We start from the raw sequence: 22,042 nt of genomic DNA, 5'->3' as shown, positions 1-22,042 counted from the left end.
GCGGGCGGGCGGCATACCGCACCGGCCGAGCGGCGCAAGGCCGCTGCGGCCGCGGCTGCATCGGCCGGTGGCACGGCCAAGTCCCCGGCGAAGGTCGGTGTCGCTCCCGCTCCGGCCGGAGAAAACGCAGACGCGACGCCCCCGCTCGGTCCGCTGATGGCCCGCTACCTCGAACACGCCACCTTCGAAAAACGCCTGGCCACCCGCACCGTCACGCTCTACGCGCTCGATCTGCAGAAGCTCGCGGACGCCTGCGCCGCGGCAGGCGTGGCGCCCGAGGCCGCGGCGCACCACCACATCCGCCGTTTCGTCGCCCAGATGCATGCGGGCGGCCGCAGCGCGCGCGGCATCGCGCTGATCCTGTCGGGCTGGCGCGGCTTCTACGCCTGGCTCGGCCGCGAAGGCCGCATCGCGCAGAACCCGGTGCAGCATGTGCGGGCGCCCAAGGCTCCCAAGCCGCTGCCGAAGGCGCTGCCGGTCGATGCCGCGGTGCAGCTGGCCGATTTCGCGGACCCGTCGGACGAGCCGCAGGATGCTTGGCTGGACGCGCGCGACGGCGCGATGGTCGAGCTGCTCTACGGCTGCGGTCTGCGGGTGGGCGAGCTGGTCGGCCTGGACGCCGCCCCCACCGCCGCCGGCCAGGCCGCCGGGCGCGGCTGGATCGACCTGCAGGACGGCATGGTCCACACCTGCGGCAAGGGCCGCAAATGGCGCAGCGTGCCGATCGGCGGGCAGGCCGCGGCGGCCATCGCGCTGTGGCTGCCCCAGCGGCTGGCCGCGCTGCCGGCCGATGCGCTGTCGCAGCCGGCGCTGTTCCCGGGCCGGCGCGGCACCCGGCTCACCCCGCAGGCGGTGTGGCAGCGCCTGCGCCGCCGCAGTGCCGCCGCGGGCCTGGCGGCGCCGGTGCATCCCCACATGCTGCGGCATTCGTATGCGAGCCACCTGCTGCAGTCCAGCAGCGACCTGCGTGCGGTGCAGGAGCTGCTGGGGCACGCGAGCATCACCACCACGCAGGTGTACACCCGGCTCGATTTCCAGCACTTGGCGCAGGTGTACGACGCGACCCACCCGAGGAAATAGTTCACCCCCAGGCTTCGCACTGCGTGTCTTCGCCTACCCCCTTTCCGGGGGCGCCGCCGAGCGACCGGCAGAGCCGGATCGCTGGCGGCCCTGGGGTCTTCGCTGCGCTCGACGGATGGGAATGCGATGCTATTGAAAGAGTAGCTGGAGGTCGGCGTGGGGCGACGGCCAGGGGCAATTTTTGTTCGGAAATCGGCGTGCTGGACAATCGGGGGCTTATGAAAACCATCCGCTTGCGCGAAGGCAAGGAGCGATCGCTCCTGCGCCGACATCCCTGGATATTCGAATCGGCCATCGCCAAGGGCGGCGGCGACAGCGGGGAGACGGTGCGGGTCGAGGGGCACGACGGGCGCTTCCTGGGCTGGGCGGCGTTCAGTCCGGCGTCGCGGATCCGGGCGCGGGTGTGGAGCTTCGACGAAGGACAGCGGATCGACGCGGGCTTCTTCCACGCCACGCTGGCGCGGGCGATCGCGGCGCGGGCCTGGTTCGATATCCAGAGCGACGGCCAGCGGCTGGTGCACGGCGAATCGGACGGGCTACCGGGGCTGGTGGTCGACCGGTACGGCGACGTGCTGGTGGCGCAGTTCGGCTCGGCCGGGGTGGAGCGCTGGAAACCGCAGATCGCCGACGCGCTGCTCCGGATCACCGGCCTGTCGCAGCTCTACGAGCGGTCGGATGCCAGCGTGCGCGCCCTCGAAGGCCTGCCGGCGGCTACCGGCTGGTTGCGCGGCGACGCGGCGGTGCCGACCGAGCTGACGATCCGCGAGCACGGCTGGCGCCTCACGCTGGACGTGGCCGAGGGCCACAAGACCGGCTTCTACCTGGACCAGCGTGACAGCCGCCGGCGCTTCTTCGAGACCACGCGGCGGCGCGGCTTCCAGCGGGTGCTCAACTGCTACTGCTACACCGGCGGCTTCACCGTGGCGGCGCTGGCGGGCGGTGCCGAACACGTCACCTCGATCGATTCTTCGGCACCCGCGCTGGAACGGGCCGCAGCGCATGTCGCATTGAACGGTTTCGACCCGGCGCGCGCTGAATTCCTGGACGCGGACGTGAACGCCGCGCTGCGCCGCTTCGCGCAGGAGGGCCGGACGTTCGACGCGATCGTGCTCGACCCGCCCAAGTTCGCGCCCACGGCGGCCCATGCCGACCGGGCCGCGCGGGCCTACAAAGACATCAACCGCATCGCACTGGGCCTGCTGGAGCCGGGCGGCGTGCTGTTCACCTATTCGTGCTCGGGCGGCATCCCGCCGGAGCTGTTCCACAAGATCGTCGCCTCGGCCGGGGCCGACGCCATGGTGGACGGCTTCATCGCCGAGCGGCTGATGGGCGCGCCCGACCATCCGATGACGCTCTCGTTTCCGGAAGGCGACTATCTCAAGGGCCTGGTCGTCGTGCGCCGGTCCTAGAGCGTGTTATGCACTTCGACGTAACCGCGTGGGTCCCACGAGCGCCTGCCCGCGGGACCCACCCTTCGGGAAAGCCGGGCAGAGGCCCGGCCGCCGCGTTGCAGTCCGCTTGCGGTATCCATACCGCGGTACATCCTGCGCCATGCCGCCGGGCCTCTCCCCGGCTTTCGCGGGTACGTCGAAGTGCATAACACGCTCTAGGGCATCCCGGGAAGGTGTTCGGGCAGCCAGCCGGGCGCGGCCAGCCGCAGGCCGTAGGCGACCACGTCGCGCGGCCAGTGCGCGGTGTGGCGCGCGAACGCCTCCCGATCGCCGGCGAAGAGAGCGCAGCAGGCGTCGTCGAAGCCCGGCGCATCGCCCGCCAGCGTGCGCAGAGCGCGGTAGGCAGCCTCGCGGGCACCTCGGACTTCGTCGTGTACATCGGCCGCGCGCTGCCGGGCCTCGTCGACCAAATGCCGCAGCGTGACCGACGCGCCGTCGGACTGCTCGCTGAGCCAGTTCCAGTGCCGCGGCAGCAGGCTGACCTGGCAGGCGACGGCGCTGCGCAGGAAGACGGCTTCCTCCTCTGCCGCCAAGTCGTCGCCGACGGCGGCTGTCGCCGCGGGCAGCCCGTCGGGTACAGTACCGTCGCGGCCACCACTCCAGAGCGGGGCGCCGCAGTCGTTTTCGATGAAGATGCCGAAGGAGGGATCGCGATGCCGGTCCCGGAAAACTGCCACCGGCGCCGAGAGCGAACTGCAGCTCTGGACGAAAGAGGGACAAGGCAGTTTGGGCGAAGCGAATGTCATAGGCACTGACGAGCGGTCACGATTCCATTCTACCCATGTAGAAACATATTTGTAAACCGCCGTATGTCCGTTCGACAAGAAAAGCCGGCACCGAAATCGCACTCGCTCGCTACACTGGCCGATTGCTCGTTTTTTCACCAGGACGCATCATGAGCCTCATACCCGCCACGATTCTTACAGGCTTCCTGGGATCCGGTAAAACCACACTGCTCAAGCGTGTGTTGTCGGAGGCTCACGGCCAGAAGATCGCGATCATCGAGAACGAATTCGGCGAGGAGAACATCGACAACGACATCCTCGTCTCCGAAAGCAAGGAGCAGATCGTGCAGATGAGCAACGGCTGCATCTGCTGCACGATCCGCGAGGACCTGCGCGAGGCGCTGCAGCTGCTGGCCGCCAAGAAGCGCAAGGGGCTGCTCGATTTCGACCGCGTGGTGATCGAGACCACCGGCCTGGCCGACCCCGGCCCGGTGGCGCAGACCTTCTTCATGGACGAGGAGATCGCCGAGAGCTTCTTGCTCGATTCGATCCTGACGCTGGTCGATGCCAAGCATGCCCAGACGCAGCTCGACGACCGCCAGGAGGCGCGCCGCCAGGTCGGTTTCGCCGACCAGATCTTCCTGAGCAAGACCGACTTGGTCGCCCAGGACGAGGCCGATGCGCTGATCCACCGGCTGAAGCACATGAATCCGCGTGCCCCGATCCAGGCGGTGCATTTCGGCGAAGTGCCGATCAAGGATGTGTTCGATCTGCGCGGCTTCAACCTCAACGCCAAACTCGACATCGATCCCGACTTTCTGAAGGAAGACGACCACGACCACGACCATGCCGAGGAGGGCGAAGCCTGCGACCATCCGTCGCACCAGCACGGCGCCGGTCACCACCATCACCATGACGACGATGTGAAGAGCTTCGCCTTCCGGTCCGACCGGGCGTTCGACCCGGCCAGGCTGGAGGATTTCCTGGGCGCAGTGGTCAACATCTACGGTCCGCGGATGCTGCGCTACAAGGGAGTGCTCCACATGCAGGGCACCGACAGGAAGGTGATCTTCCAGGGCGTGCACCAGCTGATGGGCAGCGACCTGGGTCCGGCCTGGGCCGATGGCGAAGCGCGCAGCAGCAAGATGGTCTTCATCGGCATCGACCTGCCGCGGGACATCTTCCTTCAAGGTCTGGAGCAGTGCCTGATCCCGTCGACATGATTCCGCGTTTTTCGTACGTCGCAGGCCCTGCCGCGGGTGCGGAAAGATTATATGACCGGGGGTGCGTGACCGACACTCCAAATCGATACAATCGCGCCCCGGCGACAAACCGGGGGCGATCGGCCACCGTGATGATGTCGTCAATCCCGCGAGGAGACAGCGAGTGACAGCCCAGTCCAAGAAACCCAAGAAGGCCGCCGGCCCGGCCCCTGTGCCGGAGGCGCCCGCAGCCCCCGTCGCGCCCGTCGCCACGTCCACGCCGGATGTGCCGCGCAGCACCCGTCCCTCGTCGCGCCTGACGCAGTTGACCGTGCCGTCGATGGCCCAGCATGCGGTCGCCTCCACGGCGGCCAAGGCCAGTTTCTCCCAGGCGTCGTCGTCGCCGGTGCCTGCGCCCGTGTCGTACACGGTGCCCAAGAAGGATCCGAAGCTCGCCCAGAACTGGAAGACCAAGTCGGCCGAGGAGCTGACCGACGAGGAAGTCCTGTCGATGGCCGACGCCGAATACATGAACGAGAAGCAGACGGCCTTCTTCCGCCTGAAGCTCGTGCGCCTGAAGCAGGACATGCTCAACAACGCCGGCGAGACCACCGAACACCTGCGCGAAGACACCGTCGTCGTGCCCGACCCGGCCGACCGCGCGACGATCGAGGAAGAGCACGCCCTGGAGCTGCGCACCCGCGACCGCGAGCGCAAGCTGCTCAAGAAGATCGAGCAGTCGATCGTGCGCATCGACGCCGGCGACTACGGCTACTGCGACGAGACCGGCGAGCCGATCGGCGTAGGCCGCCTGCTGGCCCGCCCGACCGCGACGCTTTCGCTCGAAGCGCAGCAGCGGCGCGAGCTCAAGCAGAAGATGTTCGGGGACTGAGTTCCCGCCGACGGTCCGAGCAACACCGGATGTAGGCCATGGCCAAGAACGAAACGCCGGGTTTTCTGTCCAGGGTGGTGCGCTTCGTGCGCAGGCCGGACGCTGCCTGGGCCGACGACGACGTGCCCGGCGATGAAGCCGACAGCGGCTACAGCAAGCAGCTGCTCAAGGAGGTGGTGGAGCGGCGTCGGCGCGACGATACGGTCCGCAAGCGCGAGTTCGACCAGCTGCGGCGCCTGCGCCGCCGCGGGGCCGGAGTCGACACCGGCGGCGAAGGCGCGGTGTCGTTCTTCGCCACCAGCCTCCTGAGCCGGCCCGACGACCGGGCCGTCACCTTGCGCAAGATCGACGAGATCGAAGAGCAGATGTCGCAGCAGTGGTGGACCACCCGGCCGGCAGAGCCGGGCGAACTGCCGGTCCGCGTGGTGCCGGCGGGCGGTCCCCCTCTCTACGCCCATCGTGCCCGGGCATCGGCGTCCGGCGGCGCCGCGCGCGGCGGCCCCGATACCGGGGCCCCCGTATCCGGCGATCTGCAGGTCGACATCGAACTTCCCGACGCCGGCCACGATCTGCCCGAGGCGCCGCCCCTGATGGCGGAGCTGGAGCTGCAGTCCACGGTCGAGGACCTGCCCGGCTTCGTTCACGATCCGCAGCTCGAGGAGTCCGCGATCCGCTTCGCCAATGCCGACTACAGCGGCGCGGAGGCCGCGCTGCGGCTGCTGGCCGCGGAAGACGGCGGCGCGAGCGAGTCCGCATGGGGTGCTTTGTTCGACCTCTACCGCTGTATCGGCCAACAGGAGCGTTTCGAGTCGGCGGCGCTGGAGTTCGCGCAGCGCTTCGGTCGGTCGCCGCCGTCCTGGTACTGGGTCTGCCCGCCGGGCACGGCGACCCATTCGCTGGAGCAGGACGATTTCCGCTGGCACTGCGCGGCGCAGGTCGACGGCGCCGCCGTCAAAGCACTGGAGGATTCCCTGGTCGATGCGCCCGCGCCCTGGCTGCTCGACTGGTCGGCGCTGGAAGGCTTCCACGACGACGTGGTGCTGCCGCTGCTGGCCGCTTTCACCCGCTGGGGCGATCTGCGGATCCCGATCCGGCTGGCCGGGGTCGAGTCGCTGCTGCAGGCGCTGCAGGCGCGCACCCCGTCGGCCGATGCGCTGGTCGATCCCATCTGGTGGCGGCTGCACATGGAAGTGCTGCGCGTCTTGGGTCAGCCCGATGCCTTCGAGATGGTGGCGCTCGACTACTGCGTCACCTACGAGGTCTCGCCGCCCTCGTGGCAGCCGGCGCGCTGCGAATGCCGCACCGTCAGCGGCAGCGCGGCGGAGGACGATTCGACTCTCGGTCCAGACCTGTCGGCCGCCGCCGCAGGGGCCACGGTGCCGCCCCCGGATGCCCGGGGGGCGGGCTTCGGGTCGCACTTCCCGGTGCTCACTCAGACCCTGCTGCCGCCCGCGCCGGTGGCCGAGCTGGCCGGTGAGATCACCGGCGACCCGGATGCCGCCATCGCCCGGCTCGACGCCGCGGCCGAGCACGGTGCCGACACGGTGATCGTCTCGTGCGACCGGTTGGTGCGGATGGATTTCTCGGCGGCCGGCTCGGTCCTCAACTGGGCCGCGGCGCAGGCCGCCGCCGGGCGCAAGGTGCAGTTCCGCAACCTGCATCGACTGGCGGCCACGTTCCTGAACGTCATCGGGGTGGACGAATACGCCCGGGTGCACGCCCGCAAAGATTAGTCTGTCGCCCCCCCGCCCTCGCCCGGCGACCTCCGGGCTTGTTTCCAGCGGTTTCGGCCGGCCGTCGCGGCATTGCAAAGCGGGGCTCCGGCCCTACCTGACGCGGCTATGGAACAATTTCACGGCACCACCATCCTCAGCGTGCGCCGCCAGACGCCGCAGGGTATCCGGGTGGCGATCGGCGGCGACGGGCAGGTCACGCTCGGCAACATCGTCGTCAAAGGCACCGCCCGCAAGGTGCGCAAGCTGCACCACGACAAGGTGCTGGCCGGCTTCGCCGGCGCCACCGCCGATGCCTTCACGCTCTTCGAGCGGTTCGAATCCAAGCTGGAAAAGCACCAGGGCCAGCTGGTCCGCGCCGCGATCGAGCTGACCAAGGACTGGCGCACCGACCGGGTCCTCCGGCGGCTGGAGGCGATGCTGGCGGTGGCCGACCGCACCGCCTCGCTGATCATCACCGGCAACGGCGACGTGCTGGAGCCCGAGCAGGGCATCGTGGCGATCGGGTCGGGCGGCGCCTACGCGCATTCGGCCGCCAAGGCGCTGCTGGAGCACACCGATCTGGCGCCGCGCGACATCGTCAAGAAGTCGCTGGAGATCGCGGGCGAGCTGTGCATCTACACCAACATGCACCACACCCTGGAAACCCTCGACTGACGCGGCAGGGTGAGGTCGGTCGCCGCGCGTCGCCATCGGTGCCAACGCCTTCGGTACGTCCCGGACACCCATCTCCAAGAGAAAAATGGCTGTAGCCGGCGCCGCACGCCGGCAATCAGCTATCAATTGAATAGCAACCCAATTCCGAGCACGCCATGTCCTCCATGACCCCCCAGGAGATCGTCTCCGAACTCGACCACCACATCGTCGGCCAGCAGCAGGCCAAGCGGGCCGTCGCGATCGCGTTGCGCAACCGCTGGCGGCGCCAGCAGGTCGAGGGCAAGCTGCGCCACGAGATCACGCCGAAGAACATCCTGATGATCGGCCCGACCGGCGTCGGCAAGACCGAGATCGCCCGCCGGCTGGCCCGCCTGGCCGACGCGCCCTTCATCAAGGTCGAGGCCACCAAGTTCACCGAGGTGGGCTACGTCGGCAAGGATGTCGACTCGATCATCCGCGACCTGGTCGAGGTGGCGGTCAAGCAGACCCGCGAATCCGAGATGAAGAAGCACCGCGCCCGCGCCGAGGACGCCGCCGAGGACCGCATCCTCGACGTGCTGATTCCGCCGGCCCGCCCCACCGGCGTGCCGGACGCCTCGGCCGCGCCGGCCCTGGCCGCGCCCGAGGGTGGTGCCCGCCAGGCCTTCCGCAAGAAGCTGCGCGAGGGGCAGCTCGACGACAGGGAGATCGAGATCGATCTGGCCGAGCCCGCCCGGGCTCTGGAGGTGAGCGGCCCGGCCGGCATGGAAGAGATGACCGAGCAGCTGCGCGGCATGTTCAGCCAGATGGGCGCTACCAAACGCAGGACCCGCAAGCTGCGGATCGACGAGGCGATCAAGCTGCTGGTGGAGGAGGAGGCTGGCAAACTGGTCAACGAGGAAGACAGTCGCACCCGCGCTGTGACCAACGCAGAGCAGAACGGCATCGTCTTCATCGACGAGATCGACAAGGTCACCTCGCGCAGCGAGGGCGGTGGCAGCAGTGCCGACATCTCGCGCCAGGGTGTGCAGCGCGACCTGCTGCCGCTGGTGGAAGGCACGGCGGTCTCGACCAAGTACGGCATGGTCAAGACCGACCACATCTTGTTCATCGCCTCGGGCGCGTTCCACCTGAGCAAGCCGAGCGACCTGATCCCCGAACTGCAGGGCCGGTTTCCGATCCGTGTCGAGCTGCAGTCGCTTTCGGTCCAGGATTTCGAAGCGATCCTCACCCAGACCGATGCGTCGCTGGTCAAGCAGTACCAGGCGCTGCTGGCGACGGAGGGCGTCGAGGTCGATTTCGCGCCCGAGGGCATCACCCGCCTGGCCCACATCGCTTACGACGTCAACGAGCGCACCGAGAACATCGGCGCGCGGCGCCTGTCGACGGTGATGGAGCGGCTGCTCGACGAGGTGAGCTTCGACGCGGCCCGCATGTCCGGTCAGACGGTGACGGTCGATGTCGCCTATGTCGACAAGCGCCTGGGCGAATTGAGCAAGGACGAAGACCTGTCTCGCTACATCCTCTAGGCGGACGAAGCGCCGCAGATCGCCACGGTTCGCCGCGTACGGGCGGTGCATTCGGCATAGAAAACTGCTGCCTGCAACCAGGCCACGCCGCGTGCGAACGCCAGGCGTGGTCTTCTCGCGTCCAGAGCGTGTCACGCACCTCGACTTACAGCGGCTAACACAACCCAGCGAAGCGGTTCTGGCTAGGCGCCGCATCGCAGACAGTACGAGTAGTACGACAAGGTGCGGCAACGACGCCAGAAGGGTTGTGTTAGCCGCTCTTAACCGCGAAAGCCGGGCCTCTCCCCGGCTTTCCCGAAGGGTGGGTTCCGTGGGCAGGCGCTCGCGGCGTTGCGGTCCTTGCCGAGGACGAGCTTTTGGCGGCGGCCCGCGCCTTGCGATCACCCGCCTGCGGGACCCCCGCGGGTACGTCAAGTGCGTAACGCGCTTTAGGACCCGAGCCTTCGCGCTGGCGTAGGACAGCGGGAAGCACCGGTGCAGGCAGGGTGCGCGCTGCGACGTCGGTGTTTCCGCAGGTTTGTTACGTGTCGGGCCTGCTTCGCACAGGTCGGCCGGGTCTGAGGAAGCACTTTGACTGGCTCTCCTAAGTGCTTAATTCAGAAGGTTTTTCCCTCACAACAGGCATTCGCAAGTGCTTGTAAGTTGTTGATTTCATTGTGGAAGTTGATAGCCGGCATTGGTGTGCGCCGCTTTTCCTGCTACAGTGCAAAAAAGTGCAATTAAGTGGTGAAAAGTGGCTGCGCGCCCGCTTTCCCCCGGCACTACAAGCGAATCCAAACCCAGGGGTCTTCCAGTCGTGTTTCAAGGAGCGTCATCGCTGAGTCTCGATGCGAAGGGGCGGCTGTCCGTCCCTACGCGGCATCGTGACGTCCTGGCGGCGACGGCGGCGGGCCAGCTGACGATCACCCGGCATCCCGACGGCTGCCTGATGGTTTTCCCGCGCCCCGAATGGGAGAAGTTTCGCGAGCGCATCGCCCAGCTGCCGATGTCGGCCCAGTGGTGGAAGCGCATCTTCCTCGGCAACGCGATGGACGTGGAGATGGACGCCACCGGCCGGGTGCTGGTCTCGCCCGAACTGCGCCAGGCCGCCGGCATCGTCAAGGACACGATCCTGCTCGGCATGGGCAGCCATTTCGAGTTGTGGGACAAGGCCGCCTACGAGGCGCAGGAAGCCGAAGCGCTGCAGGGCGCGATGCCCGATGCGTTCAAGGACTTTTCCTTCTGAGGCCGCCGGTGTCGATCGACGTGCCCAACCACCACACCACCGTCCTGCTGCAGGAAGCGGTGGACGCGCTCGTCGTCTCGGGCGGCGGCGCCTATATCGACGCCACCTTCGGCCGCGGCGGCCATGCGCGGCTGATCCTGTCGCGCCTCTCGGCCGCGGGCCGGCTGCTCGCCTTCGACAAGGACCCGGACGCGATCGCCGAGGCGGCGCGGATCGAGGACCGGCGCTTCGCCATCCGCCACGAGGGCTTCCGCCAACTCGGCGATCTGCCGCCGGCCAGCGCCGATGGCCTGCTGATGGACATCGGTGTCAGCTCTCCGCAGATCGACAACCCCGCACGGGGTTTTTCTTTTCGTTTCGACGGCCCGCTCGACATGCGCATGGACACCACGCGCGGCGAGAGCGTGGCCGACTGGCTGGCCACGGCCGAGATCCCACAGATGGCGGAGGTGATTCGTGACTATGGCGAAGAACGGTTTGCTCTACCGATTGCAAAGGCGATTGCAGCTCGCCGACAGGAACGGGGCCCAATTTCAACCACCACCGAGCTGGCCGAGCTCGTGGCTGGTACGGTCAAAACCCGCGAGCAGGGCCAGAACCCTGCAACGCGCACATTTCAGGCTCTTCGGATTTTCATCAATGCCGAGCTTGAAGAGCTGCAACAGGCGCTAGAGGCCAGCCTGTCGGTGCTGCGCCCGGGCGGCCGTCTGGCGGTGATCAGCTTCCATTCGCTCGAAGACCGCATCGTCAAGACCTTCATCGCCCGGCACTCCAAAGAGGTGTACGACCGCCGCGCGCCCTTCGCCGCGCCGCAGCCGATGCACTTGAAGGCGCTGGGCCGGTTGCGCGCCTCGGCCGAAGAGGTGGCCGCCAACCCGCGGTCGCGCAGCGCGATCCTGCGGGTGGCCGAACGCACCGAGGTCCCGCTGTGAGCGGGTCTGCACCATGACGCGGCTGTCCGTCGTGCTCCTGATGGCCGTGCTGGCCAGTGCGCTGTATCTGGTGCACACCCAGTACGAATCGCGCCGCCTGTTCACCGAGCTGGAGCGGGTGCGGGCCGAGGCGGTGCGTCTCGACGTCGAGCGCGACCGGCTGCAGGTCGACAAGCGCGCCCAGGCCACGCCGCTGCGGGTCGAGAGGCTCGCCCGCGACCAGCTCAAGATGCAGGCCGCCACGCCGGCGATCACCCAGTACATCGGCTATCCGGTGCTGCCGCCCACCCGCACCGCGACGCCGCCCGCCGGCACGCCCGCGGCCGCCGCGGCCACGGCCGCAGCCGCAGCAAGGAAGGCCACGCGATGAGCCGCAGCCGCAGCGTCCAGTACACCTCCAGCCCCTTGCTCGCCAGCAAGACGCCGGTCTGGCGCAGCAAGTTCATCGTGGCCGCGATCGCGCTCGGCTTCACGGGGCTGGTCGCGCGGGCGGTGTACGTGCAGGTCATCGGCAACGACTTCTTCCAGCGCCAGGGCGAGGTGCGCTTCGCCCGCACGCTGGAGCTGCCCGCCAACCGCGGCCGCATCCTCGACCGCAACGGCCTGCTGCTGGCGTCGAGCGTCATCGCGCCCAGCATCTGGGCGATTCCCGAGGATGTCGACCGGCAGGACCCGGAGGTGGTCGCCAAGCTGCGCCAGATGGCCAGGCTGCTCGACATGACGCCCGCCGCGCTCGACAAGAAGCTGGCCGACGAGGACAAAAGCTTCGTCTGGATCCAGCGCCAGGTCGACGAGCCCATCGTCAAGCAGATCGCCGCGCTCGACATCAAGGGCATCTACCAGCGCAAGGAATACAAGCGCCAGTACCCCGAAGGCGAGTCGGCGGCGCACATCGTCGGCTTCACCAACGTGGAAGACCGCGGCCAGGAAGGCATCGAGCTGGCCTTCAACGAGGCGCTCGGCGGCAAGGCCGGCTCGCGCCGGGTGATCAAGGACCGCCTGGGCCGCGCGGTCGAGAGCGTGGGCGAGACGGTGCCGCCGCTCGACGGCAAGGACATCCAGCTCTCGATCGACAGCAAGGTGCAGTTCTTCGCGTACCAGAAGCTGCGCGACCAGGTGATCGCCCAGAAGGCCAAGGCCGGCAGCGTGGTGGTGCTCGACACCGTCACCGGCGAGATCCTGGCCCTGGCCAACTATCCGAGCTACGTGCCCGACAAGCGCCAGAACCTCACCGGCGAGCAGCTGCGCAACCGCGCGCTCACCGACACCTTCGAGCCCGGCTCCACCATGAAGCCGATCACCATCGGCACCGCGCTGGAGCTGGGCCGCGTCAAGCCCAGCACGATGATCGACACCTCGCCGGGCCGCATCACCGTCACCGGCTCGACGATCACCGACACCCACAACTACGGCATGCAGACGGTCGAGGGCGTGATCCAGAAGTCGAGCAACGTGGGCGCCACCAAGGTGTCGCAGAGGATGACGGCGCACGAGATGTGGGACAGCTTCTCGGCGCTGGGCTTCGGCCAGAAGCCGCAGATCTCGTTCCCGGGCGCGGTGACAGGGCGGCTGCGCCCGTGGAAGACCTGGAAGCCGATCGAGCAGGCGACGATGTCGTACGGCTACGGCCTGTCGGCCAGCCTGTTCCAGATGGCGCGCTCCTACACCGCCTTCGCGCACGACGGCCAGATCATCCCGGCCACCATCCTCAAGTCGGACACGCCCGCGGTCGGCACCCAGGTCTTCTCGCCGCAGAACGCGGCCGCGGTGCGCCACATGCTGTGGCTGGCCGCCGGCCCCGGCGGCACCGGCCAGAAGGCGCAGACGGTGGGCTATTCGATCGGCGGCAAGTCGGGCACCGCCCGCAAGCAGGCCGGCAAGGGCTACGCCGCCGGCAAGTACCGCTCGTGGTTCACCGGCATGGCGCCGATCGAGAAGCCGCGGATCATCGTCGCGGTGATGATCGACGAGCCCAACGCCGGCTCCTACTACGGCGGCACCGTGGCCGGCCCGGTCTTCGGCGAGGTGGTGCAGCAGACGTTGCGCATGATGGGCGTGCAGCCCGACATGGCGGTCAAGCCGCAGATCGTCGCGACCGAAGTCGAGGAGTCGTTCTGATGGCCGTCGCCTCTCCGATGCCCGCCTTCACCACCGTGCCGCAGGCGCTGGAGTGGCTGCGCGCGCACGTCCACGGCGGCCTGCAGGTCGACAGCCGCAAGGTCGGTGCCGGCGACGGCTTCATCGCCTGGCCCGGCGCGGCGAGCGACGGCCGAGCGCATGTGCGGGCCGCCTTCGCCCAGGGTGCGGCCGCCTGCCTGGTCGAGCACGAAGGCATCGCCGCATTCGACTTCGACGGCGCCGGCCCGGTGGCGGCGTTCGCGGGCCTCAAGGCCGCGACCGGGCCGCTGGCCGCGGAATGGTTCGGCGCACCCTCGGCCGCGCTCGACGTGCTGGCGGTCACCGGCACCAACGGCAAGACGACCACCGCTTGGTGGCTGGCGCAGGCGCTATCGAAAGTAGAGCATGAAGCCGGCACCGGATGCGGGCTGATCGGCACTTTGGGCATCGGAATCCCGCCCCGGGTGGTGAGCAGCGGCCTGACGACGCCCGACCCGGTGCTGCTGCAGCGCGAGTTCCGCCGCTTCGCCGATGCCGGCCTGGGCGCCTGCGCGATCGAGGCGTCGTCCATCGGCATCGCCGAGCGGCGGCTGGACGGCACCCGGATCCGCGTGGCGGTGTTCACCAACTTCACCCAAGACCACCTCGACTACCACGGCACGATGGAGGCCTACTGGCAGGCCAAGGCGGGCCTCTTCGTCTGGCCGGGCCTGCAGGCCGCGGTGGTCAACATCGACGACGCGGCCGGTGCCGAGCTGGCCCGCATCGTGCCTGCGGGCTCGGTCGACCTGTGGACCGTGTCGCTGCAGGGCCCGGCGCGTCTGACCGCCGAAGACATCGGCTACGACGCTGTCGGCCACCTGCGCTGCACCGTGGTCGAGGGCGCCGACCGGCACCCGCTGGCCGCGCCGGTGATCGGCCGCTTCAACCTCTACAACCTGCTCGGCGTGCTGGGCACGCTGCGGGCGCTGGGCGTGCCGCTGGCCGCCGCCGTGGCCGCCTGCGCCGACCTCGCGCCGGTGCCGGGCCGCATGGACTGCATCGCCCGCGCCGGCGCGCCGCTGGTGGCGGTGGACTACGCCCACACGCCAGACGCGCTGGAGAAGGCACTGCAGGCGCTGCGGCCCCTGGCGGCCGAGCGGGGCGGGGCGCTGGTCTGCGTCTTCGGCTGCGGCGGCGGGCGCGATCCGTTCAAGCGGCCCCGCATGGCCGCCGCCGCCGCGCAGCAGGCCGACCGCGTCTGGATCACCAGCGACAACCCGCGCCACGAATCGCCCGCTACGATCGTCGCGCAGACCGCCGTCGGCCTGCCCGTCGGCACCCGTGCCGAGACCGAGGTCGACCGTGCCCTCGCGATCCGCCGCGCGGTGGCCGAGGCCGGCCCGCACGACGTGGTGCTGGTGGCCGGCAAGGGCCACGAGGACTACCAGGACATCGCCGGCACGCGGCTGCCGTTCTCCGACCGCGAACAGGTCGAGGACGCACTCGACCGCCGCGCCGCACACGAGGCCCGCGCATGACGCCGCACGACACCACCGCTTCCATGCCGATGCAGCTGACGCTGGCGCAGGCCCACGCCTGGACCGGCGGCCCCCGCCTGGTCGGCGACGGCACGCTGCCGATCGCGCGGGTGCACACCGACACCCGCAGCCTGCAGCCCGGCGACCTGTTCGTCGCGCTGCGCGGCGAGCATTTCGATGCCAACGACTTCCTGGCCGAGGCACGCGCCGCCGGTGCGCAGGCGGCCATCGCCCACGGCGGCCTGGCCGCGGCCGGCCTGCAGGGCGTGGAGGTGCCCGACACCCGCGCCGCGCTGGCCGCGCTGGCCGCCGGCTGGCGCCTGCAGTTCCGGCTGCCGCTGATCGCGGTGACCGGCAGCAACGGCAAGACGACCGTCACCCAGATGGTCGCGTCGATCCTGCGCGCGGCGCACGCAGAGGCCGCCTTCGCCACCCAGGGCAACCTGAACAACGACGTCGGCGTGCCGCTGACGCTGCTGCGGCTGCGGCCCCACCACCGTGCCGGCGTTGTCGAGCTGGGCATGAACCACCCCGGTGAGATCGCGGTGCTGGCCCACATGGCCCGGCCCACCGTGGCACTGGTCAACAACGCCCAGCGCGAGCACCAGGAGTTCATGCACACCGTCGAAGCGGTGGCGCACGAGAACGGCGTGGTGCTGACCGCGCTGCCCGACGACGGCGTGGCCGTGTTCCCCGCGGGCGACACCTTCACCCCGCTCTGGCGCACCCTGGCCGGCGCCCGGCGCTGCCTGACCTTCACCGACGCGGCCGCCGACGCGGTGCCCGACGCCGACCTGCGCCTTGCCGACGCGCAATGGCAGGGCGACGCCTGGCGGGTCCGCGCCGACACGCCGGAAGGCTCGCTCGGCTTCCACCTGGCCGTCGCCGGGCGCCACAACCTGCGCAATGCGCTGGCCGCCGCCGCCTGCGCGCTGGCCGCCGGCGTGCGGCTGCCGGCCATCGCCGCCGGGCTGGGCGCGTTCCACCCGGTCAAGGGCCGCTCGCGTGCGGCGCAGCTGACGGTGCAGGGACGGGCGGTCACACTGGTGGACGACAGCTACAACGCCAACCCGGATTCGGTGCGCGCCGCGATCGACGTGCTGGCCGCGCTGCCCGGCCCGCGCCTGCTGGTGCTGGGCGACATGGGCGAGGTGGGCATCCAGGGCCCCGCGTTCCACGCCGAGGCCGGCGCCTATGCGCGAGAGCGCGGCATCGAGCGGCTCTTCGCCTTGGGCGCCCAGTCCACCGCCGCCGTGGCCCGCTTCGCGCAGGCGGGCGGCGACGGCCGCCATTTCGCCGACTACGCCGCGCTCGAAGCCACCGTGCTGCTGGCCACCCGCGAGGCCGCCAGCGTCCTCGTCAAGGGCTCCCGCTCGATGCAGATGGAGCGGGTGGTCCAGGCCCTCGAACGCCTCGCGGCCGATGCCGGCGGCGCCGCTTTTCCAGAACAACCATCCCACCACGAGGCGACCCGCCATGCCGTTCCCTGAACCCGCCCGCCGGGCCGCCCCCACCGGAGCCGCCGCATGCTGCTGAGCCTGGCGCAGTGGCTGCAGACGATCTCGCCCGACTTCGGTTGGGCGCGCGTGTTCCAGTACCTCACCTTCCGCGCCGTGATGGCCGCGATGACCGCGCTGCTGCTGAGCCTGGCCGCCGGACCGTTCGTGATCCGCCGCCTCACCGCGCTCAAGATCGGCCAGCCGGTGCGCGGCTACGGCATGGAGACGCATCTCTCCAAGAGCGGCACGCCGACCATGGGCGGCGTGCTGATCCTGCTGGCGATCGCCATCTCGACCGTGCTCTGGGCCGATCTGGCCAACCGCTTCGTCTGGATCGTGCTGCTGGTGACGCTGGGCTTCGGCGCCATCGGCTGGGTGGACGACTGGCGCAAGGTGGTGCGCAAGGACCCCGAGGGCATGCGCTCGCGCGAGAAGTACATGTGGCAGTCGCTGATCGGCCTGGTCGCGGCGCTGTACCTGGTGTTCAGCATCTCCGAGAGCTCCAACTGGCGGGTGATCGAGCTCTTCGGCACCTGGGTGCGCTCGGGCTTCGACGTCGACCTGCCGCCCAAGGCCGGCCTGCTGCTGCCCTTCTTCAAGGAAGTGTCGTATCCGCTGGGCGTGTTCGGCTTCGTGATCATGACCTACCTGGTCATCGTCGGATCGAGCAACGCGGTCAACCTCACCGACGGCCTCGACGGCCTGGCGATCATGCCGGTGGTGATGGTCGGCTCGGCGCTGGGCATCTTCGCCTACATCACCGGCAACGCCACCTTCTCGCGCTACCTGCTGTTCCCGCACATCCCCGGCTCGGGCGAGCTGCTGATCTTCTGCGCGGCCATGGCCGGCGCGGGCCTGGCCTTCCTGTGGTTCAACGCGCATCCGGCGCAGGTCTTCATGGGCGACGTGGGCGCGCTGGCGCTGGGCGCAGCGCTGGGCACCATCGCGGTCATCGTGCGCCAGGAGATCGTGCTGTCGATCATGGGCGGCATCTTCGTGGCCGAGGCGCTGTCGGTGATGGCCCAGGTGCTGTACTTCAAGTACACCCGCAAGCGCTACGGCGAAGGCCGCCGGCTGCTGAAGATGGCGCCGCTGCACCACCATTTCGAGAAAAGCGGCTGGAAGGAGACCCAGGTCGTCGTGCGCTTCTGGATCGTGACGATGCTGCTGTGCTTGGTCGGTCTCTCCACGCTGAAGCTCCGGTAAGCGCATGCGCCATCTGCAAGACCTCCCCGTACTGGTCCTGGGTCTCGGCGCCTCGGGCCTGGCCATGGCGCGCTGGTGCGCGCGCCACGGCGCAGGGGTGACCGTGGCCGACACCCGCGAGGCGCCGCCGCAGCTGACCGCGCTGCGCCATGACGTGCCCGGCGCGACCTTCGTCGCCGGCCCGCTGACCGCGGCGCTGGTCGAAGGCGCCGCGGTGCGCGCGGTCTACCGCTCGCCCGGCCTTCCGCCGACGGTGACGGCCGAGGTGCTGGACGCCGCGCGGGCGCTGGGCCTGCCGGTGGGCGGCGAGCTGGACCTGTTCGCCCGCGCGCTGGCCGATTTGCGCGACCAGACGGCGGACGCGGCCGACGCCACCGCTGCGCCGGACGCAATCGACGGCGTGACACGAGGGGAAGCTGCGGACGCGGAGGGCGTCGATACCCCGTCCGCCGATCCCGCACCCGATGCGTCTTCCACTGTGGATGCCGACGCCGATGCGGCCATCGATTCCGACACGGCAGCGCCCGCCGACGTTCCCGCTGCCCATTCCGACACGCCGTCAGCCGCCGACACCGACGGCACGGCCACCGCCGTCGCCGCCATCCCCGACGCCGACGACCCGCTGCACTTCGCCGACGCCGTCCCGATCGAGCCTCCCGCCGTGCTCACCGGCTACCGACCCGCGGTGCTGGCGATCACCGGCACCAACGGCAAGACGACCGTCACCGCGCTCACCGGCCTGCTGGTCGAGCGCGCCGGCAAGACGGTGGCGGTGGCCGGCAACATCGGCCCCACGCTGCTCGACACCCTGTCCGCGCACATCGACGCCGACACGCTGCCCGACGTCTGGGTGCTGGAACTCTCCAGCTTCCAGCTCGACGGCGTGCAGGGCTTCGAGCCGACCGCCGCCACGGTGCTCAACATCTCGCAGGACCACCTGGACTGGCACGGCAGCCTCGACGCCTACGCCGCCGCCAAGGCACGGGTGTTCGGCAGCCGCGCGCTGATGCTGCTCAACCGCGAAGACCCGCGGGTGATGGCGATGCTGGACGGCGCGGCGCAGCCGGCACCCGCAGCCGCCGATGCGGCCACCGCCGTCACGCCGGCACGGCGCACGCCCTTCAAGCTCAGGCAACCCAAGCCGGTCGCGCGCACCTGGTTCAGCTTCGGTGCCGATGCGCCGCAGCGCGCGGGCGACTACGGCATCGACCTGGTCAACGGCATGGCCTGGCTCAGCCGCGCGCTGGAGGCCGACGAGACCCGCAAGTCGCGCCGTGCCGCCGCCGAAGACCTGCACCTGCAGCGCCTGATGCCGGCCGACGCGCTGCGCATCCGCGGCCGGCACAACGCGGTCAATGCCCTGGCGGCGTTGGCCCTGGCCCAAGCCGCGGGCTGCGCGCTGGCGCCGATGCTCTACGGCCTGCGCGAGTACCGCGGCGAGCCGCACCGCGTCGCGTCGGTCGCGGTGGTCGAGGGCGTCGAGTATTTCGACGACAGCAAGGGCACCAACGTGGGCGCCACCGTCGCCGCGCTGCAGGGCCTGGGCGCAGAGCGGCGCATCGTCGTGATCCTGGGCGGCGACGGCAAGGGCCAGGACTTTTCGCCGCTGGCGGCCCCCGTGGCGGCACATGCCCGCGGCGTGGTGCTGATCGGCCGCGACGCCGTGGCGATCCGCGCCGCATTGGCCGATGCCGGCGTGCCGCAGGTCGCGGCCGACACGCTGCAGGACGCGGTGCAGGCCGCGCGCGGTCTGGCGCAGGCCGGCGATGCGGTGCTGCTCTCGCCCGCCTGCGCCAGCTTCGACATGTTCACCGGCTACGCGCACCGTGCCCGCGTCTTCTGCGAGGCGGTTGAGGCGCTGGCCGAAGACGCCCTGGCGGGCGGCCAGGGCAGCCAAGACAACGACGCGCACGCGCCCACCACCGAGGTTTCTTCTTCATGAGCGCCGAGTCCGCAACCCCGGGCCTCGGTGCCCGCATGCACGGCTGGTTCGGCGGCCTGTCGCAGGCGGCGGGCGAGGTGCTGCCGGTGCGCATCGGCTCTCGCGAATTCGCCCGCACCCAGTCGGCACCGGCGCGGCTGCTGGGCTTCGACCAGGCGCTGCTCTGGGTCACCGCGGCGCTGCTGGTCTGGGGCTTGGTGATGGTGTATTCGGCCTCGATCGCGATGCCCGACAACCCGCGCTTCGGCCGCATGGGCTACAGCCAGACCTATTTCCTGATCCGCCACGTGATGGCGCTGGTGCTGGCCTTCGCCGCGGCGGTGCTGGCCTTCCAGGTACCGGTGCGCACCTGGGAGAAGGCGGCGCCCTGGCTCTTCGTCGCCTCGATCGTGCTGCTGATGCTGGTGCTGGTGCCGCACGTGGGCCGCAGCGTCAACGGTGCGCGCCGCTGGCTGCCGATGGGCGTGATGAACTTCCAGCCGTCCGAACTCGCCAAGCTGGCGATCGTGCTGTACGCGGCCGACTACATGGTGCGCCGCATGGAGGTGAAGGAACGCTTCTTCCGCGCGGTGCTGCCGATGGCGCTGGCGGTGGCCATCGTCGGCGCGCTGCTGCTGGCAGAGCCCGACATGGGCGCATTCATGGTGATCGCGGTGATCGCCATGGGCATCCTGTTCCTGGGCGGCGTGAACGCCCGCATGTTCTTCATGATCGCCACGGTGATCGTGTTCGCCTTCGGCACGATGGTGATGTCGAGCCCCTGGCGGCGCGAGCGGATCTTCGCCTACCTCGACCCGTGGAGCGAGCAGCACGCCCTCGGCAAGGGCTACCAGCTCTCGCACTCGCTGATCGCCATCGGCCGCGGCGAGATCTTCGGCGTGGGCCTGGGCGGCAGCGTCGAGAAGCTGCACTGGCTGCCCGAGGCGCACACCGACTTCCTGCTGGCGGTGATCGGCGAGGAGTGCGGCCTGGTCGGCGTGGGCATCCTGATCGTGCTGTTCCTCTGGCTGACCCGCCGCATCATGCACATCGGCCGCCAGGCGATCGCGCTCGACCGGGTCTTCGCCGGCCTGGTGGCGCAGGGCATCGGCATGTGGGTCGGCTTCCAGTCGTTCATCAACATGGGCGTGAACCTGGGCGCGCTGCCGACCAAGGGGCTCACGCTGCCGTTCATGAGCTACGGCGGCTCGGCGATCCTGATGAACCTGATCGCCGTCGCGATCGTCCTGCGGATCGATTATGAGAATCGTGTGCTCATGAGAGGCGGGCGGGTATGAGCGCAAAGACCGCACTCGTCATGGCCGGCGGCACCGGCGGCCACATCTTCCCCGGCCTGGCCGTGGCCGAGGCGCTGCGCGCGGCCGGCTGGCAGGTGCACTGGATCGGCGCGCCTGGCAGCATGGAGAGCCGGCTGGTGCCGCCGCGCGGCTTCGCCTTCGAGCAGATCGCGTTCTCGGGCGTGCGCGGCAAGGGTCCGCTCACGCTGGCGCTGCTGCCGGTGCGACTGCTGCGCGCCTTCTGGCAGAGCGTGCAGGTGCTGCGTCGGGTGCGGCCGCAGGTGGTGCTGGGCTTCGGCGGCTACATCACCTTTCCCGCCGGCCTGATGGCCCTGCTGCTGGGCAGGCCGCTGGTGCTGCACGAGCAGAACTCGGTCGCGGGCCTGGTCAACAAGGTGCTGGCCCAGGTGTCGGACCGCAGCTTCACCGCGTTCCCCGAGGTGCTGAAGATCGCCGAATGGATCGGCAATCCGCTGCGTCCCGCCTTCCTCGCCCAGCCGGTGCCGGCCGCACGCTTCGCAGGCCGCAGCGGCCCGCTGCGGCTGCTGGTGGTCGGCGGCAGCCTGGGCGCCAAGGCGCTCAACGACACGGTGCCGCAAGCGCTGGCGCTGATCCCCGCGGCCGAGCGTCCGGTGGTGGTGCACCAGAGCGGCGAGAAACAGATCGACGCCCTGCGCGCCGCCTATGCGCAGGCAGGCGTCGAGGCGACGCTCAACCCCTTCATCGACGACACCGCGCAGGCCTTCGCCGATGCCGACGTCGTCCTGTGCCGCGCCGGCGCCAGCACGGTGACCGAGATCGCGGCCGTGGGTGCCGCGGCCGTCTTCGTGCCGTTCCCCTCGGCGGTGGACGACCACCAGACGACCAACGCCCGCTTCCTGTCGGATGCCGGCGCCGCCTGGCTGCTGCCGCAGCCGCAGCTCGGCGCCGCGGGCCTCGCGCAGCTGCTGCATTCGCTGACCCGCAGCGAGTTGCAGGCCCGCGCCGAAAAAGCCCTGGCGCTGCGCAAGACCGGCGCGGTCGAGACGATGGTCGCCGCCTGCGAGGAGCTGGTGGCATGAACGCCCGGAATATG

At 69.9% G+C, this 22,042-nt stretch carries 17 protein-coding genes and 1 pseudogene; 17 read left to right on the top strand and 1 reads right to left on the bottom strand.

The window, feature by feature from the left end:
• The first annotated feature begins 156 nt into the window (after positions 1 to 156).
• Complete coding sequence (locus DFQ15_RS04500; RefSeq protein ID WP_110464925.1) at positions 157 to 1,080, top strand: tyrosine-type recombinase/integrase; 924 nt, start codon at positions 157 to 159, stop codon at positions 1,078 to 1,080.
• Positions 1,081 to 1,298: 218 nt separating this feature from the next.
• Positions 1,299 to 2,489 (top strand): class I SAM-dependent rRNA methyltransferase, encoded by a 1,191-nt coding sequence (locus tag DFQ15_RS04495; RefSeq protein ID WP_110464827.1) that lies wholly within the window; start codon positions 1,299 to 1,301, stop codon positions 2,487 to 2,489.
• Positions 2,490 to 2,686: 197 nt separating this feature from the next.
• Here the strand turns inward: DFQ15_RS04495 and DFQ15_RS04490 are convergent, their stop codons facing one another.
• On the bottom strand, positions 2,687 to 3,277 hold the full coding sequence (locus DFQ15_RS04490; protein ID WP_110464826.1) for a DUF2239 family protein: 591 nt from the start codon (positions 3,275 to 3,277) through the stop codon (positions 2,687 to 2,689).
• Between the two features lie 149 nt (positions 3,278 to 3,426).
• Between DFQ15_RS04490 and DFQ15_RS04485 the strand changes: the two genes are divergently transcribed.
• The 15 genes and pseudogenes from DFQ15_RS04485 to murG all read left to right on the top strand — a co-directional run bounded on the left by DFQ15_RS04485 (position 3,427) and on the right by murG (position 22,028).
• Positions 3,427 to 4,479 (top strand): CobW family GTP-binding protein, encoded by a 1,053-nt coding sequence (locus tag DFQ15_RS04485; protein WP_110464825.1) that lies wholly within the window; start codon positions 3,427 to 3,429, stop codon positions 4,477 to 4,479.
• Between the two features lie 163 nt (positions 4,480 to 4,642).
• Positions 4,643 to 5,350: an RNA polymerase-binding protein DksA gene (gene dksA / locus DFQ15_RS04480; protein WP_407703851.1), complete on the top strand. Its 708-nt coding sequence runs from the start codon at positions 4,643 to 4,645 to the stop codon at positions 5,348 to 5,350.
• 38 nt (positions 5,351 to 5,388) lie between these two features.
• The gene (locus DFQ15_RS04475; RefSeq protein WP_110464824.1) at positions 5,389 to 7,083 is read left to right on the top strand and encodes an STAS domain-containing protein; all 1,695 of its coding nucleotides are present in this window, start codon (positions 5,389 to 5,391) and stop codon (positions 7,081 to 7,083) included.
• A gap of 108 nt (positions 7,084 to 7,191) precedes the next feature.
• Positions 7,192 to 7,740, top strand: coding sequence for an ATP-dependent protease subunit HslV (gene hslV, locus DFQ15_RS04470; protein WP_110464823.1), 549 nt, complete (start codon positions 7,192 to 7,194; stop codon positions 7,738 to 7,740).
• A 155-nt stretch (positions 7,741 to 7,895) separates the two neighbouring features.
• The gene (hslU, locus tag DFQ15_RS04465) at positions 7,896 to 9,248 is read left to right on the top strand and encodes an ATP-dependent protease ATPase subunit HslU (protein WP_110464822.1); all 1,353 of its coding nucleotides are present in this window, start codon (positions 7,896 to 7,898) and stop codon (positions 9,246 to 9,248) included.
• A 796-nt stretch (positions 9,249 to 10,044) separates the two neighbouring features.
• Entirely contained in the window at positions 10,045 to 10,473 is a 429-nt protein-coding gene (mraZ, locus tag DFQ15_RS04460) for a division/cell wall cluster transcriptional repressor MraZ (protein ID WP_110464821.1), read from the top strand.
• Positions 10,474 to 10,487: 14 nt separating this feature from the next.
• Positions 10,488 to 11,405 (top strand): 16S rRNA (cytosine(1402)-N(4))-methyltransferase RsmH, encoded by a 918-nt coding sequence (gene rsmH / locus DFQ15_RS04455; protein WP_110464923.1) that lies wholly within the window; start codon positions 10,488 to 10,490, stop codon positions 11,403 to 11,405.
• A 10-nt stretch (positions 11,406 to 11,415) separates the two neighbouring features.
• Positions 11,416 to 11,775: pseudogene (gene ftsL / locus DFQ15_RS04450) on the top strand (cell division protein FtsL); the annotation flags it as partial.
• Positions 11,772 to 13,523, top strand: a complete 1,752-nt coding sequence (locus tag DFQ15_RS04445; RefSeq protein ID WP_110464819.1) for a peptidoglycan D,D-transpeptidase FtsI family protein — start codon at positions 11,772 to 11,774, stop codon at positions 13,521 to 13,523. The pseudogene ftsL and the gene DFQ15_RS04445, both read left to right, overlap by 4 nt.
• Positions 13,523 to 15,043, top strand: a complete 1,521-nt coding sequence (locus DFQ15_RS04440; RefSeq protein WP_233504274.1) for a UDP-N-acetylmuramoyl-L-alanyl-D-glutamate--2,6-diaminopimelate ligase — start codon at positions 13,523 to 13,525, stop codon at positions 15,041 to 15,043. The genes DFQ15_RS04445 and DFQ15_RS04440 overlap by 1 nt, the downstream gene beginning before the upstream one ends.
• On the top strand, positions 15,040 to 16,533 hold the full coding sequence (locus tag DFQ15_RS04435; protein WP_374941003.1) for a UDP-N-acetylmuramoyl-tripeptide--D-alanyl-D-alanine ligase: 1,494 nt from the start codon (positions 15,040 to 15,042) through the stop codon (positions 16,531 to 16,533). Before DFQ15_RS04440 ends, DFQ15_RS04435 begins: the two co-directional genes overlap by 4 nt.
• A 36-nt stretch (positions 16,534 to 16,569) precedes the next feature.
• The gene (gene mraY / locus DFQ15_RS04430) at positions 16,570 to 17,748 is read left to right on the top strand and encodes a phospho-N-acetylmuramoyl-pentapeptide-transferase (protein WP_110464817.1); all 1,179 of its coding nucleotides are present in this window, start codon (positions 16,570 to 16,572) and stop codon (positions 17,746 to 17,748) included.
• A 4-nt stretch (positions 17,749 to 17,752) separates the two neighbouring features.
• Positions 17,753 to 19,690, top strand: coding sequence for a Mur ligase family protein (locus tag DFQ15_RS04425; protein ID WP_110464816.1), 1,938 nt, complete (start codon positions 17,753 to 17,755; stop codon positions 19,688 to 19,690).
• Positions 19,687 to 20,967: a putative lipid II flippase FtsW gene (gene ftsW / locus DFQ15_RS04420; RefSeq protein ID WP_110464815.1), complete on the top strand. Its 1,281-nt coding sequence runs from the start codon at positions 19,687 to 19,689 to the stop codon at positions 20,965 to 20,967. Before DFQ15_RS04425 ends, ftsW begins: the two co-directional genes overlap by 4 nt.
• Positions 20,964 to 22,028, top strand: a complete 1,065-nt coding sequence (gene murG / locus DFQ15_RS04415; protein WP_110464814.1) for an undecaprenyldiphospho-muramoylpentapeptide beta-N-acetylglucosaminyltransferase — start codon at positions 20,964 to 20,966, stop codon at positions 22,026 to 22,028. The genes ftsW and murG overlap by 4 nt, the downstream gene beginning before the upstream one ends.
• Positions 22,029 to 22,042 lie beyond the last annotated feature (14 nt).

Source organism: Xylophilus ampelinus, from assembly GCF_003217575.1.
Classification (GTDB): domain Bacteria; phylum Pseudomonadota; class Gammaproteobacteria; order Burkholderiales; family Burkholderiaceae_C; genus Xylophilus; species Xylophilus ampelinus.
The sequence above is the reverse complement of the archived record's forward strand: the minus strand, read 5'-3'. Positions and strand labels throughout refer to the sequence as shown.